13 protein-coding genes are annotated in these 15,296 nt (G+C 57.9%); 6 read left to right on the forward strand and 7 right to left on the reverse strand.

What is annotated here, in order from left to right:
- Positions 1 to 305: 305 nt before the first annotated feature.
- Entirely contained in the window at positions 306 to 1,193 is an 888-nt protein-coding gene (locus AC1KVG_RS07050; RefSeq protein ID WP_481093915.1) for a hypothetical protein, read from the forward strand.
- Positions 1,194 to 1,273: 80 nt separating this feature from the next.
- Entirely contained in the window at positions 1,274 to 1,957 is a 684-nt protein-coding gene (locus AC1KVG_RS07055) for a hypothetical protein (protein ID WP_055825755.1), read from the forward strand.
- Between the two features lie 21 nt (positions 1,958 to 1,978).
- On the opposite strand, the gene AC1KVG_RS07060 is transcribed toward AC1KVG_RS07055, so the two are convergent.
- From AC1KVG_RS07060 to AC1KVG_RS07070, 3 genes are all read right to left on the reverse strand, one after another.
- Positions 1,979 to 2,386, reverse strand: coding sequence for an MAPEG family protein (locus tag AC1KVG_RS07060; protein ID WP_481093916.1), 408 nt, complete (start codon positions 2,384 to 2,386; stop codon positions 1,979 to 1,981).
- 489 nt (positions 2,387 to 2,875) lie between these two features.
- Entirely contained in the window at positions 2,876 to 3,241 is a 366-nt protein-coding gene (locus AC1KVG_RS07065) for an Imm10 family immunity protein (RefSeq protein ID WP_481093917.1), read from the reverse strand.
- A gap of 943 nt (positions 3,242 to 4,184) precedes the next feature.
- On the reverse strand, positions 4,185 to 4,493 hold the full coding sequence (locus AC1KVG_RS07070; protein WP_481093918.1) for a DUF6959 family protein: 309 nt from the start codon (positions 4,491 to 4,493) through the stop codon (positions 4,185 to 4,187).
- A gap of 24 nt (positions 4,494 to 4,517) precedes the next feature.
- Between AC1KVG_RS07070 and AC1KVG_RS07075 the strand changes: the two genes are divergently transcribed.
- Positions 4,518 to 4,817 (forward strand): hypothetical protein, encoded by a 300-nt coding sequence (locus AC1KVG_RS07075; protein WP_481093919.1) that lies wholly within the window; start codon positions 4,518 to 4,520, stop codon positions 4,815 to 4,817.
- 78 nt (positions 4,818 to 4,895) lie between these two features.
- Here AC1KVG_RS07075 and AC1KVG_RS07080 read toward each other — a convergent pair whose 3' ends face one another.
- Positions 4,896 to 5,516, reverse strand: coding sequence for a DUF4142 domain-containing protein (locus AC1KVG_RS07080; protein ID WP_074058675.1), 621 nt, complete (start codon positions 5,514 to 5,516; stop codon positions 4,896 to 4,898).
- A 280-nt stretch (positions 5,517 to 5,796) separates the two neighbouring features.
- Between AC1KVG_RS07080 and AC1KVG_RS07085 the strand changes: the two genes are divergently transcribed.
- The 3 genes from AC1KVG_RS07085 to AC1KVG_RS07095 all read left to right on the forward strand — a co-directional run bounded on the left by AC1KVG_RS07085 (position 5,797) and on the right by AC1KVG_RS07095 (position 8,804).
- The gene (locus AC1KVG_RS07085) at positions 5,797 to 6,462 is read left to right on the forward strand and encodes a hypothetical protein (protein WP_481093920.1); all 666 of its coding nucleotides are present in this window, start codon (positions 5,797 to 5,799) and stop codon (positions 6,460 to 6,462) included.
- A 131-nt stretch (positions 6,463 to 6,593) separates the two neighbouring features.
- On the forward strand, positions 6,594 to 7,919 hold the full coding sequence (locus AC1KVG_RS07090; RefSeq protein ID WP_481093921.1) for a hypothetical protein: 1,326 nt from the start codon (positions 6,594 to 6,596) through the stop codon (positions 7,917 to 7,919).
- 153 nt (positions 7,920 to 8,072) lie between these two features.
- Positions 8,073 to 8,804, forward strand: a complete 732-nt coding sequence (locus AC1KVG_RS07095) for a carbon-nitrogen hydrolase family protein (RefSeq protein ID WP_481093922.1) — start codon at positions 8,073 to 8,075, stop codon at positions 8,802 to 8,804.
- Positions 8,805 to 8,926: 122 nt separating this feature from the next.
- Here the strand turns inward: AC1KVG_RS07095 and AC1KVG_RS07100 are convergent, their stop codons facing one another.
- From AC1KVG_RS07100 to AC1KVG_RS07110, 3 genes are all read right to left on the reverse strand, one after another.
- Positions 8,927 to 9,394: a hypothetical protein gene (locus AC1KVG_RS07100; protein WP_481093923.1), complete on the reverse strand. Its 468-nt coding sequence runs from the start codon at positions 9,392 to 9,394 to the stop codon at positions 8,927 to 8,929.
- A gap of 529 nt (positions 9,395 to 9,923) precedes the next feature.
- Positions 9,924 to 10,370, reverse strand: a complete 447-nt coding sequence (locus AC1KVG_RS07105; protein ID WP_481093924.1) for a hypothetical protein — start codon at positions 10,368 to 10,370, stop codon at positions 9,924 to 9,926.
- Positions 10,364 to 15,208 (reverse strand): RHS repeat-associated core domain-containing protein, encoded by a 4,845-nt coding sequence (locus AC1KVG_RS07110; RefSeq protein ID WP_481093925.1) that lies wholly within the window; start codon positions 15,206 to 15,208, stop codon positions 10,364 to 10,366. The genes AC1KVG_RS07105 and AC1KVG_RS07110 overlap by 7 nt, the downstream gene beginning before the upstream one ends.
- Positions 15,209 to 15,296: the final 88 nt, after the last annotated feature.

Consider the following 15,296-nt stretch of genomic DNA (forward strand, 5'->3'; position numbering starts at 1 on the left):
AATTGACGAAAATCAAACAAGCGCGGCTGTGGCGACGAATTCACACAATACAGACCGCATCTTTACGAGCGCACCGTGCGCATGGGTGCCCATACGGCAAGTGGCGCCATGGAGCGCGCGACCAGGCACTGGATTGGTGCATCGAACAGAAGACATGATGGCGAACACGCTACCAAGCATGTCTTGAACATCTGGGATCCGCGTGCAATGGCAACAACGCCCTGCAGTCCAGTGGATCCGGCCAGTGCACTCGGCAAGTTGCGAGGAGTTGTAAGCTATATCTTCAACCTGCAAGGAGAGCAAGGATGCGGATCTATGTCATGGCGGCGCTGCTTGCCATCGCCACAGTCGCGACAGCCAAGGAGCAGAAGCTGACCTCCAGCCGTGCCGAAGAGATCGTTAGGCTGTGGCAGGACTTCAGCGTCAACGACGACATCGTCGTCGAGGATTACGCGGGGTTCGTGCGCGCTATCGATCTGGATAAGGATGGCATCGATGAGATCGTCTATCTCGGCTCCTCGTATTGCACCGACTCCACGTCCGATTGTCCCAACGCGATCAACGTGCTGAGCAAACTCATTCCAAAAAAGACACCGAGCCTCAGCGTTCCGATGGACCCATGGGAAACCAGAGCACGCAGGACCGGCTACACGCCAGATGCAAGCGAACAAATTCCGGGCGAGGTCATGGACTTAGCGGTCCAGGGCAATCGCATCGAGGTGGACTTTGTCGTGCAAAAGAAATCGCACATCTGCAAACGGGAGCAATCCAATCCAGATGGCTCGAACCGATGCCCCGCTCCAGGACGTTACACGCGAGCCTATACGTGGAAGCGAGGTGCTTTGACACGCGTCGCTGGCGTCGAAAGCTACCAGCGCAACGTCCCCAAGACCAACTTTCCTAGCAACCTCCAAGGCACATGGGTCACCGCAGGCATTCCATGTGACCGTGACGCAGCAGACCCAAAGCACACCATCAGATTCGATTGGGATCATATGACCGGCAAAGGCGAAGACATCTGGCCCAACACGGTGATCTTGCTCGCACGCACGCCTTGGACGTGGCGCATCATCACCGCGTCCGCAAACAAGCCCAATAAGGAAGTTCCTGCGGTGTTTATCCTGAGCCAGATGGAAGACCGCTTGATTATTGCGGAAGAAACACGCGTCAGAACCTTTGATCGGTGCCGGTGAGCGCGGCTCATGGATCTCATCCGGGAAGAAGAAGATGACTGGTTTAGACTCCGGTCTTTTCCAACCCTGGATTGATACACATGCATGGATTCTGGCTAGCGGCCCTGTTACTGGTATCGGCGGCAGCCGACGCGGCACCAGGCGATGACGAAGCGACCACGTGTCGCAATGGCTTGTTCACCAGCAGCACGGCTGGGTTCTCGATCGCCAAGGTCGCGGTGCCGCGGTTGTATCTGCTCAACGACAGCGACGGCTGTCCGGACAAAGGCGATGCTGCCTGCAGGCGAGGCACGTATGTGGTCAAAGGCGATGCGCTGGTGTTGGCACAGCGGCACGGCGCATATGTCTGCGCGTTGTATCCCAGCAAGGGCGCCGGCAGCGCCGGCTGGGTGGCGCAGGCCAGTCTGCAGCCTCTGCCGAGTGCGAGTACGCCAACATCGCAGGCATGGAATGGCCGCTGGCACAATGGCGACAACCAGCTGCAGTTGACCGCGAATGGAGACGGCAGCGTCACCGTCAATGGCGATGCGTATTGGCCCAGTGCAAACCCCACCCCGGAGCAAGTGCCAGGCGGCCCGCATTTTGGCGCCGTTACTGCACGCGGTACTCCCGAGGGCAACCGCGTGGACGTCAACGAAGATGACTGCAATGTACGTCTGCAACTGCTTGGCGACCTGTTGGTCGTTGCGGACAATCTGCAATGCGGCGGTGCGAACGTCAGCTTTGGTGGAGTCTATCGCCGGGAGCCGGCGGCGCGGCGCTGAGGGTTTCCTAGACGAACCTTTTTAGACCGGCGGTGACCAAGCCACCCAAACCACCAGCGCCCAGAGTCCTAGCACGGCCAGGAAATTGATGGTGAACACAGCCCCTCTTAGCCGGACATTGCGGGTAAGGATCTGGATGCCGCTATGCAGCGCCCGGCCGGCAACGAAGATCCACGCCAGCAGGAGGCCGTCGTGGCCATGCCCCAGATACATCAGCAGAATGCACGCGACATGGAAGAACAGCGGCCACTCGAACTGGTTCGACAGGTTGGCGCTGATCCGCGGCTCGAAATCCGCCCAAGGATTCGCGCCGCTCTTCGGTCTGCCGATGCCCCACACCGCAGGAGCCCGGACAACGGTGAGAAGCACGTAGAGAAAGGCGGCGAGGGCAACGTGCGCTGCCATGGCAAGAATCAAGGGTTGTGACATATCAGCTTCCGGCCGACGCCTGAAAATAAAGGCGCCTTCAAGGTGGGTGTGTGTGAGCGGATTGCCAGCGGTCTAGTCAACGATAGTCAACTTGATTGCGCGCCATCCAGAAGATCACCGATTTGCTCGGTAATGCGGCCGGACGCTGAAATCAGTTCTGCCAGAGAAAGGATGCCAAGGTTATCCCTCCGTATTTGCTGCCGAGCGTGCCAGGGATCTTTCGGCAGTACTTGAAGCCGGCCCGAGTGCGCCGAGACGATCGTGCGCTTGCTGCACCAATCCCCGCATGTACCAGCCCGCCAAGGATACCAAGCCCGGCCAAGTGCAGTTGCGCCATTTGTTCACCAGCTCCCAAGAGTCGGAACAGGCGAGCGCCCACGATCAGGCAGGCCAGGCGCACCAGCGCTGCGAGTCCGCTGAGGGCGGCGCTGTACAAGAAGCTTGTTGGTTGAAATGCCCATGTAGCTCCGCGCAGCCCCAGTAGTATTTTTAGTCATCGGCCATGACAAGGCAGCCGTCACCTCCAAAAATGTACCCAAGAGCATCCCGCAACGCATGTTGTTCGAAGGGTGTGAGCTGGAAGAAGATGCTGAGACGTTCCATGCCACCCAATCCTCTTGCGGCGCTTGAACTGAACGCAATCTCCGCAGAGCCCGGCCGAAGCGTGAATTGGGAGATGCCACCGTACGATGATCTTTCTTGGCTGCACCACTCGACGTGGTAGGTATCCATACCGAAGGCCACGTCTTGCTCATCGAAAGTCAAAGCGCGTTGAAGCGTGAGGTAGGTCTCGGCATTGACTTCGCAGTCACTAAAACCAATCAGGTGGAACCCGTCGTCGACGGGAGCCACCACTACGCTTTTTGCTGCAAATTCAAACGAGCTTGTATTGATATCTAAGGCCTCAATTCGTTCACTGCCACACTCACCTCGCCGTCTCAACAACCATATACTGAAATCCGACTGCGACGTAAGCCAAGAACGCTGCCAATAAACCGAGCCATGCGTGCCAACGCGATCCCATCTTCAAGCCCATTACGCTTATGCAGATCGACAGAACAAGCATGACGATGGACTTCAGCAAGTATGCGGATGAGGGCAGCACGAAGGCCAGTGGCAGCCCGATGACCAAGCTTCCAAGTCCGAGGCACTTGAAGAAGCCTCCCTTATGACCCCGGAGATTTCGATTCGAAATCAACATCCCAATTGCGACTGCAATGAACCAGGCGGCAATCGCACACTGGCCTGCAATGATATCGGATGGAGGTGCAATCACTGAGCGGCGTCGGGTCGAAAGAAGTGTTAAGTCACTCGCACAAGCCGTCGCGAGCAAGCGTGGCGGCTATCTGCTCCGCAAACTAATGCCGAGTCATCCAAATGGTAAGCGCGACTCCAGAGATATGCCACCAAAGCTTGTTCCCGACCGGGTAGGACGCGTTGTGAGTGCTGGCAATACGCCAGGCCGCACGTTCGCCCGGTGTTGTGCGATGGGGATCGCCGAACAGGAAAATGCCCGTCACTCCCCAAGGGTTCGTCGCTTTTACTACGACAGGCGGTGTCTCGCGACATTGCGCCCATGCGGCGGCAGCGGCCTGCCGGCTAAAAAGATGTGGATCAGCGGGCACCGGGCGACCGTGAACCTTATCGAGCCCCATGACGTACCCAGTGCCGGGAAGCGCTGCAAGTAATGCGACAAGAACCCCAATAAGCAGGACTGCTCGATCCCAGGAAAGCATGATGCGACGCCTAATACTTGAGTTAAGCCTACCCGCCAAGCAGAGTCTACCTGGATGAATTTTCAGGCATCAGCAGACTGGGAGAACGGAATGTCCAACTGATGTTCGCAAAGCACTGATGTGTAGTGTGCAAGCAGCACGAGCAGCTTGCTGTGTACATCGTGTAGCTCATCAGAAGAGTAGGGACCACCGGCTAGCGCGTCGGCGACCTGGGCACATAGCGCATGGAGTGTATCTCCTTGCACCAAAACTCCTGGAGACTTTCGCCCAGTCATTGCAACGTTGCGATGACACTTAGTACTGAAGCAATCACGTTCAATGCATGCGTAAGAGGAGATCACGTTGATAAAGCACCCCAGCTGGGGCAACATTCCAGATTGTAGCGATGTGAAGGTATGAGCATTCAAACAAGAACCAATAATGCATTCGCAATCCGCTCTTTCCTATCGCTTGTTGGTGGAGTGGTCTTGTTTCAAGCCGGAAATGCGCTGGGCAAGGGCTCCTCCTATCAGATCAACTGGTACTTCATTGCCCTTTGCGCTGTCTATGCATTAGTTCCGATCGCCATTCTTCGAGCCATTCAGCGTCGCCCCAGTTTTCCCAGGCGTCTGTATTCGATAATTCTTAGCGTGTTGGCGCTGTTGGGGGTTGTGGGAGGAATCGCCTTTTCCCTGATCCCCCTTCCAGGTCCCTAAGTTCGAAAACGACGACGTCGCGCTCACTCGCCGTTTGCAGACCAGGCGTGGCAGACCGGCGATCTGCCACACCCACGCTTACATCGTCTTCTTGATCTCTTCCGCCTTCGCCAGATGCTGCTCGACGTGCGTCTTGGTCTCGGTCAGGTGCTGCTTGACCGGCTCGGTCGACGCCACTGTCATCATCTGCGTCTCGATCAACTGCAGCGCGTCCTTGTGCCCGGCGATCATTGCATCGATGTAGGCCGCCGCGTAGTCGTTGCCGGACGTCTGCCCCAGCGTGGACAGGTCCTGCTCGCCCTTGCTCTCCAGCTTCTTGACGTCCGGGGTTTCGGCTAGCGTCCCCAACGCCTTGGTCTTTTCCAGGTTCTCGGTGTGCTCTTTTTCCATCATCTTCGCGTACTCCAGCACCGCGCCTGTGACTTTCTTGTCCTGCGCCTGCTTCGCTGCGGCGATCTCGTGGTTGTCCACCGCCCCGAGCAAGCCCAGGGCGATATCGTCTCCGGAACTCGCACGCGCCGCGCCTTCCGGCGCCGGGCTGGCTTCGCCGACAGGCGGTGTGGTCGGGGTCGCCGCGCCACCGGTCGGCGTCGGCTCGGTGGACGCGGCAGGCGCTGCGGCCTCCTTGTCGGCATCCGGCTTGCAGCCAGCGAGCGCCAGCGCCGCGACGATGGACAGGACCAACAGTGACTGTTTCATGCTCGACTCCCTTTCGATTGGAGACAGCAGCATCGCCCTCCCCAGGTGAAGAGAGCTCATACACTTCCACTGAGTTAATCAGACACAAGCATGGGCTGCGGGGCGAAGACACAACGCCGCACCATGCACGCACCGCACGCGGCGGCGCGCGCTTGCACGCGGGCTTGGAACTGGACGTGGGTCAGCGCGGCTGTGGTACGCATGGCGTGTGGTGACACTTTCCTGCTGAAAGACGGCCCGGTTTACCGCACACTACCGCGCCACATTTGGAGTGATTGCGATGCGTAAGGCCTGGATGCTTGCCCTGTTTGGCGTTTCGCCGTTGGTCCACGCCGCGCCTGCCACCGACGATGCCACCTGCCGCAATAGATTGTTCACCAGCGCGCCGGTGGCGTTCTCCCTCGGCAAGGTCATCCCGCCGCGCCTGCATCTGCTCAAGGACACCGATGGCTGTCCGGACAAGGGCGGGGCCGCATGCCAGGGACGCGCCTACGTGGTCAAGAACGATATCGTCCTGACGGCGCAGCGCCGCAATGCCTATGTCTGCGTGCTCTATCCCAACAAGGGAGGCGGCAATGCTGGTTGGGTCGCACAATCGAGCCTGCAGATGCAACCAAGCGCGGCCACGCCCACACCGCAGGCGTGGAACGGCCACTGGCACTACGGCGACAACACGCTGCAATTGACCCCCAACGCAGACGGCAGCATCACCGTCAACGGCGATGCGTACTGGCCCAGCGCCTACCCCGACCCGGAACAGACGCCGGGCGGTCCGCACACCGGCTCGGTCACCGCGCGCGGCTATCCAGAAGGCAACCGCGTCGAGGTCAACGAGGACACGTGCAAGGTGCGCCTGCAATTGCTGGGCGACATGCTGCTGGCCGACGACAACCTGGAATGCGGCGGAATGAACGTCTCCTTCGGCGGGGTATATCGAAAGAAGTAATCGCAAGCCTAGCCACCCCGGTGCGCCGCACTCCTGCGGTGGCAGACGCAACGGAGGCAGGCACGCCATCAACCACCGCGCGGCATGAAAGCCGATGCGAAGCGACGCAGTGCGGTTCCGGTGGCCTGGCCATGGGTGACGCACCACGTGGACCGGCGTCATTTATCATGGCGGATTGCTGTTTTGAAGGAATTGCGTTGAGACGTTCCGCCCCACGCCCGATGGGCGCACTACTGTGGCTTTCCCTGGCGTTGCTTGCTGCTTGCAGCACGACCAACACCACCCACAAGCCGCTGCCGCCATCGGCAGACACTACTGGCAACACAAGTTACTGCATCGGGCGGCTTGCCGTGACGTCCAACATGCCCTTGCATTTTCTGGGGAGTTCCGCGCAGTTTTATTGGGGCGACATCGACACCTACCGCGAAGACGCAGCCAGCTATGCGCAGCGCTTGCTGGCCGCGCAAGCATCGGCCAGTGATGGCCGGGTGCGCCAACTGATCAAGCCCGTAGAAACGCTGGCGCAGGATGATGGCAGGGTGATCGTCGCACGCGAGGAAGAAGCATTGCCGCTCGATCCAAATGTGGTGCATGTCACCGGTTTCGTCCATCGCGATGGCACGACCTTTCGCTTTCAGAAGAGCGCCATTAGCCGCCTGCAGGACATCACCGAGCGGCGCACCAAGGAAATCCTGGCCTCCATCACCAGCAGCGCATCGCCCTTCCCGCCAGCGGCGCAGTCGCAGCAGGGATTCTGCGTCATGCACGGCACTGTCAATTTGGCGCCCGGACACGACTGGCACGAAGCATCCAGGGTCGAGGGAGAATTCACCCTGCAGGAAAAGCGCTACCGTTTCAGTCTGCGTTCGCGCTACCTGCGCTCGCTGTCGTTGAACGCGCAGGAGGTGACAAACCAGCGCGATCTACTGCTGGCACTTGCGGGTGCCATACCGGATTCCCGCCTGGTGCCGATCAGTGAACTGCCGGTCGCCGCCAGCACCCCATCGCAAGGCAGTGCCAGCCTGCTCGAAATGACGACAGCCGACGGCAAGCAACAGGTCTATGAGTGGCACATGCCAGCTGCCAGTACAGCGCCCGGTACGCCGGCAACTTTTCTGTATATCTGGCCAGCGTCCGGGCAAGCCTCAGCCCAGGACCAAGCCAATTTCATGCGCTGGATTGTTGCCCATCCGCAGCAGGCGACACCGCTGTTGCAGATAAAGCACATGGCCAGCGGCGGCGGACAGCAACAGGCAACGCCGGCAGCGGAAGAGAGCAGGCTCGTCTACCGGATGCAGCTGCATTACCCGGGCAACCAGTCTGCCGGCGGGCGCCATTATGTGATCTACAAGGATGGCCAGAAAGTCGATGAGGGGTTCAGCGATGCCCATGGATTTACTAAAGCGCACAATGCCGATTACGACCAGATCTGGGGAACCACGGTGCTCAACAAATGAACACCTGCCTCAAACCGGTGCGCCTCGTTTTTTTACAGAATTCAGGCTGGAGAGGTTCGGTAAGCATCCAGGCAATCTGTCTTCCTGAGGCCGTTGCTTAGGTAAGCGCCCAGCCAAGATGCGCGACCTCAACACGTTCACACGAGACAGGCAATGAAGTTAATCGCTGCGCAAATCTCTTCTATACCTGGCGAGATCGGAAAAAACATCAGTAAGCACCTCGATGTCACCCGCCTGGCTGCGAGCAAAGATGCCGACGTGCTGGTCTTTCCCGAGCTTTCCCTTACCGGTTATCAACCGGGGCTGGCGGAGGCCCTGGCGGTGCACCCGATTGATCGACGCTTTGATGAGTTTCAGGTATTAAGCGACCGACATGGCATGCTCATCGCCGTTGGTGCGCCGACTAAGGGGACGAAAGGCACCAAAATCAGCATGATTTGCTTCCAACCGGGGCTGGCGCGCAGTACCTATTCCAAGCAGCATCTACACGTCGACGAATGCCCTTTTTTCATCCCCGGCACTGAACAGCTCGTGCTTAGACACGCAGATCATGTCCTGGCACCCGCCATCTGCTACGAGTCGCTGCAGGCAAGCCATGCAGAACACGCCGCAGAGTCAGGCGCTCACGTGTATCTGGCAAGCGTGGCCAAGTCTGTGAGAGGCGTCGCATCGGCCTACAGTCGTTATCCGATGATGGCAAAAACCCATTCCATGACTGTAATGATGGCGAACTGTATCGGCGCCGCCGATAATTTTATAGGAGCAGGTCTGTCCGCTATCTGGAACAGTGCCGGTGAACTCGTTTGCAGCGCTGACGCTTTTCAAGAGGCATTAGTGGCGTATGACATACGGACTGGAGAAGCGGGCGTCTTCAGATTGGATTGAGGTCAAGCCAAGGACCAATAAAGGCAGCCTATCTATGCGGTGACACTCGGCAATCCCACACGCCCGCAGCGTCGGCAGGCGCGTGGGTACATCGCGGAGATGGATTCGGCTTGAACGCATTGTCAGGAAGCAACGACCTGGGGATATAGGCTCTTTGCGCTGTTGAGCGCATCAGCCAACGTCCCCACCTTGGTCAGTAGCCTGCCGATATCCTGCTCAGGATCGGCGTAAAAATAATCGATGCAAAAGCGAAGTGACGTGCCAAACTGATCCCCAATGGGCGGGAGCGCGACGCTCCTGATCTGCATCGGCTCGCCAGCTCGCGCTGAATCGCGTACCCACCAAGAAATGAGCTCGAGCGCCTTGAGCCCTGTCGGATCACGCGTGATAGCAAAATTGACGGAGATGGCAATCTCGTTGGCCAAGCCTCCATTTGTACGCTTCAATGCGCCAAGCGGCAGATCGGCATACGGAAGAAGACCGAAGTCACTTTCCGTGATATCCGAAAGATCCACCTTGTCCACCGCTGCATCGGTAATGCCAGGAATTGACTCTATGGCGTTTTGCAATTTTTGTACTTCAGGTGGCATGCCAGCTCCAAACGAATTTAATCAAAACCAACGAACAGAAGTAACAGCCGAGTTATCACTTGCCGCCTAATGCTTGAATTAAGCCGAGTTGCGAAGTGACTTCGGCTTGAATGAGTTGTTTGGCGCGACTCCCGACACCTCTACACCCGTACATTGGAAGTTGCCACAGAGCCCATAGCAGGCCTCCAGCTGTACGCACATGAGTGTTCCCCCTGAGATTTTCAGACAATCGACCACGTTCTCCTACCCTAACTCGCTGAGCACAAGCTCACGCACGCCAGTAAAGCGCGGCCCAACCGTCGCACCTCTCTGTATCTCTGCGTCAATGTAAGCGATTTCCAGGCGCAGAGTTGCCTGCGCCTCATATGAGAACAACACGATCGTGGCATCAGCGAAGCCCGGCCATTACCCGAAGATTGAGGAGACAGCGTCAGCCTGTGAGATGACCTGCATAGCACCTAATTGGTATTAGGCTGCCTGCGTCTTATTAACCTGACCCCACAAATTTGCGTGACGTACCCCAAGCCATTCACGTTGAGTTGCAGTAGTAAACTCCCTCTCCATCCGAAACCCATTCAATTCCATAAATCCAATGCGATTTGTAGGAATGCTCGAGCAAAAGCATCATCCTCTTTTTGCAAAACCGATAAGTCAACGAGTAAGGTGATTTTGCAGGCGAAATCTCCACCCATCCCGACCTTGATGCAAGCATCCTAAACTCCGCCAACGGAGGAAATTTTCCAGCGCTCAAATAGATTTTACTTGAGAGCCCGCCAGCAATGCTGAGCCGATCAAAGAAATTTATGGGCTTTCCCCCGAAGTTCTGCACGAACGGCTCGATTTCAGATCCTAATTCTCTAATTCCTGGCTTACCAGATAAATCTTTACTTTTGGATTTTTCTGAAGAGAGGTAAATACCATATAAGATGCAACAAGAAATGATAGTTATAAAAATCGATTTTCCGATGTTCACCATGCCCAACCCCAGCCATCGTTGCTGATGACCTCACCTATTTCCCCTGCAAAGCCTCCGGTGCCACTACCTTTAGTTATAGAAACCCCGAGACCTGCTCCAATTTCTGTAGTAGAGCCGGCTCCTGGCGAATAGCTATATGCTCCGCCGAATGGCCCGTACGCCCCAAATGTAGCTAATCCTGGGCCAGTAAAAAGATTATTTAGCGTAGCGTCGCTCGGACGTTCTTCACACTCGTTAACCCATCCGATGCTAGCAGAAACACCTGCGGCTATTGGATGCGGATATATTTTTGCTAGTCCTTTACTCATATATACCCGGCCATTCCTTCCTCGCGCAAAAGAGATGGCGCCAACACCGTAATTAAAAGACACTTTTACAAAATCTGGCCCTCTGAGGTTGACGCCATTCTCCCAAGAGAGCCTGTGCCCTCCATTATTGAAGGAGCCAACTGACTCCAGACCTAGTAAATCAAGCATTTCGTAAGGATTTGCAGAGACATACGAATAGGTACTTATGTCTGCCGCTATACCAGTCGGATCACTTTGCCCATACCGACCAGTGGCCGCATCGTAATCGCGGAAGTAGTTCTGATTGAACCCGCTTGCCGCATCAAAACGCTGCCCGGGAAAGCGCATATCTAACACCAACGCGGTGCCATCCCCATCCGGATCCTGGTTGGGCGCGGTGTTGCCGAAGGCTTCGCCTTTCAGGCTCCAGCTCCATACGGCAACGTCGCGGGCAGCATCCACGACCACACGCGGGCTGCCGAGGTGGTCGGGTTCGATGTAGTGCAGTTGACCGCCATTGGCCAGCAGACCAACCGGCAGGTCGTCCAGCCAGATCGCTTGTTGCTTGGGTGCGCCGTTGGTGTCGTAGTCACCGAGCCAGTGGCCGGCCTCGTCGTAAAGCGTATAGGTGTTGGTAGTGCCCAGATAGCGGCGTACCTGCTCGCCTCGGCCGTTGTAGCGGTAATTCATGACCGCGGCGCCTGCGCGCTTGACCTGGGTCATGCGACCGGTGGTGTCGTACAGGTATTCGCGCGCTTTGCCGCCGATGGTGAGGGTGTTGCCCATCTTGTCGTAGGTGCGCGCCACGCCTGCCACCGCACTCAGACGATGGTTGGTGGCCGGGTAGGTGTAGGCCTGGGTAGCACCGCCGACCTTGGCACTCAGGCGATTGCCGGTGCCATCGTAGCTATAGCCATCGATCACCGTCTCGGTAGTGCCATCCTTGAGCGCAGTGAGTCGGCCGAGTGCGTCGTAGTTCAGACGAAGCTCTGGTGTTGGATTGCCGGCCGGGGTCAGGGCAATGAGGTCGCCAACGGAATCGAAGCCGAAGCCGATTTCCAGCCCTCCGTTGCGAGTGTCCTGGATGCTCTTTGGGCGGTAATCCTGATCGTACATGCGCGCCAGCTTGCGGCCGTTGCCGTAGGTCCAACCGGCAGATGGGCCGAACGGATAGTAGGTCGCTCCGCTCAGCAGACGCTGGCGGCTGCCGCCCGGTGCGGTCACCCCAACCTCGGTCGTCTGCCCTTGTGCGTTGCGGACGTAATCGACAGCAGTACCATCCGGGTAGACCATCGACCGCAGGCGGCCGCCGATTGTGTAGTCGTAGCGCAGCACCAACGTCTTGCCATTGACCGTCTGCACCTTGCGCACCACCTCGCCGAAGCGGTTGTAGCAGTATTGGGTGGTACCGCTGCCATCCTGGAGCTTGGCCAGGCGCCCGACTGTGAACGTCTCACCGCTGGCGCACACGTTCTGCGTGACGTCATAGGTATAGCTGACATTGAAGGCGGCGGTTGGGTAGCTGATGCTCAAGACGCGGTTGAGCGCGTCGTAGCCATAGGTGGAGATGACGCCGCGCGCATCGGTCTGCGTGGCGCGGTTACCGGCGCTGTCGTAGGTGTAGCTGGTGACGCCGGTATCCGGGCTGGTCAGTTTCAGGACGTCGCCGAACCCGTTGTACGTGTAGCGCGTGTCCAGACGTTTGGGGTCCTTGACCTGCAGCGGGCGATCCTGCGTGTCGTAACCCACATTGGTTTCGGCCTTGATGCCATCGACATCCTGCAACGTGCGCGCAAGCCGGCCAAGTGGGTCGTGCTCTTGCAGGGTGCTACGGCCGAATGCGTCGGTGATCAAGCGTAGGTTGCCGTTTGCATCGTAGGCGTAGTCGGTCGGGTTTGCAGCCGCGTCCGCCTGCGTTTCCAATTGGCCCAATTGATTGTAGATACGACTCAAGCTGCGCTTGAGCGCGCCTTGCGCGTCCTTAGTCTGCTCCTCCAGACGATTGCCAGCCTTATCAAGCACGTAATGAAGGGTATTGCCCAGCGTGTCGGTGACATCGGTGAGACGTTGGGCTTGGTCGTAGACAAACGTAGCGTAGCTGCCATCGGGCTGGGTGATGCGCTTGACCAAGCCGGTGGGCCAATACTCGAACGTGGTGATGCGATTCTGCGCGGAAGTCGCGCCATGCACCGTGGTCGATGCCAACCAACCACGCGGGTGGTAGCTGTAATCAGTCAGCACCCCATTTTCGTCAACGGCAGAAAGAACGCGGCCTGCTGCGTCATAGCTCAGATTCTCGCGGATCTGGCCGCGGGCGTTGATGGTTTGCTTGAGGTCGCCCTTGCGGTATGGGCACGGTCCGGTGCCGGCCTGGCACCCGGCGGCATCGATGGAGTAATAGTTGTAGGTCGTACGGTCGTCGATATCCGTGCGCGGGCCGTCGATGGACTTCAGATAGCCCAGGACCGGGCAGGTGCCATCTGCTGCGGCGACATCGGATGCCTCGCAGTAGCTGTAAGCCACGTTGCGCCTCTCGCTGGACGTTGCACCAATTGTCGACACTTGAATGGGCTGTAGCCGATCGTTGCGGGTGTAGGAAATGGTGCGTCCAGTGCTTTGGACCGAAAGCATCCGGTTGGAGCCGTCGGTCGTCCGGGTCGTGGTCGTACGCTCTTGCTGAAGTCCAAACGCTTCCTGGACGGTGTGGACATTGATATCCACGCCATTTTCGGTCAGCTCCGAATAGCTATGCTTGGTCTGCACCCCGAGCCTGTCGGTCACAGCGCTGAGCCTCCTGCGATAGTCGGTCGCCTGATCGTAATAGGCGTAGCTCACCGTGCCGTCGCTTCTTGCCACGGATGCGACCTTAGGAGATTCGCCGCCCGCGGTGGTCATCGTGTAATCAACCGTATTGCCCAGGGCATCGGTGACGGCGGTGCCGGTGGACGAATACGCGAGCGTGACGCCATCAATGCCGCCGGCATGCTGGCTGGAGATTGCGCGGCCAGTATCGTCATAGGCGAAGGTGCTGAAGCGCTGGCCGTCTTCCGTGGTAACGCCGGTCAGGTGCCGGGGAAAGCGCGTGTCCTCGTAGTGATAGGTCCGGCCATTGCCATCGGCATAGGTCACGGTGACCAAGCGCTGTTGATCGTAGCCGTAGCTGGCGAGCTGTACGCCACCGGAGACGACGCCAGTGATCAGCGCGTCGTCGCTGTCGTCGGCGTACACGAGCTCAATGGAGCGGCCCTGCAGCGAGGCGATGCTCTGCAGCCGTCCACGTGCGTTGTAGGCATACACCAGCCCACTGCCGTCCTCTGCCATGCGCGAGATCAGCTTGCCCTGGGCGTCGAAGGTGTAGATCGCGTCCTGGCGATACAGTACCCATTGATCGCCATTGGCGGCGATACGCTCGCCGGAGGCATTGGCCGCGCGATAGTCCGAGCCCACTTTGCGGAACGGCACGGCGTAACCGCTGCCCTCTACCAGGCCCAGCGCGTCGCCCTGGACCGTCAAACGCAGGCTGTGCGAGAAGGTCCAGCCTGGCCCGAACCCTCCAGTGTTCAGTGCAATGCCCGAATGGTAGTAACGCGTCAGGGCCAGCCAGCCTAAATCGAAATCGCGCTCAGCCTGGAATTTCTCGCCGGTCTTGACGTCGCAGGGATTGCCGACCATGCCGGAGTTACCGCTGCTGTTCTGGCTGCTGCCTGGCTGACCCTCGCATTGCAAGGTTGTGACTTCGATGGTCGCGAAGATTTCCTTGTTCGTGCAGCCTTGGTCGCTGATGTGCCAGGAGGTGTATTGCTTCGGGCACTCAATACGCCTTTTGCGACTTATCGCATCGCCGTGGGCGTAGGTATCGTTACAGTCATCAGAAAATTCATATACGGTGTAATGCCTTGCTTGAATTTCGAGTCCAATATCATATTCAGGATAAGGACCTGAGGCGATATCTCCCCATTGATTCTTGGGGACGATTGATGGCAATCCACATTGAGGCGCGTCTTGCATTGATCTTTGTTCAAGCAGGGCAAAAGCCTCTTGTTCAGTTGGTATGTCTTGCACATTACCCGAGGTGTATATCCATTCCTCGTCTTTTGCTTTTGCGCGTCCCATCCAGTAGGTAATGAGTGCCGTACCATCCTCACGAATCGCCGCACTCTTGATTGTATCGACATCCCGGTAGGCATCCGGCGCGTACTGCGGACCAGGAATTGTCTTGATCGCCGCTTCCGCTTGCGCTTGAATGTCGTAGACGCCGTGCGACACTCCTTCCGCATCGCGCACAAGAAATTGCTGTTTCTTTTCTTGAGCAGAGACCAGCGGGGAAACCAAAAAAAGGCAGAGCATCGCCATGAGAAGCGCAAAGCGCTTGGAGCCAGTCTCTTTCTGGCTACGGTACGGGGTGGTCATTGCGCGTCCTTGCAAGAAGTCAATCAATTCAATCGAGTCAAATGCTGCAAACGGCAACATCCGTCCGGCCGCCCATCGGGCGGATCTGGTGCGATCAATCTCCTCCCGGCGCATGCTGGCCGCATGGGCAATGCTCTTCATCATCCCTGAGAGAGGCAGCGCGAAAAACGGGATACACACGTGTCGCATACGACAATCCTTGTCAGCACAAGTGGCAATAATAGGTGAT

It is taken from the genome of Xanthomonas sp. NCPPB 3959 (genome assembly GCF_056675575.1).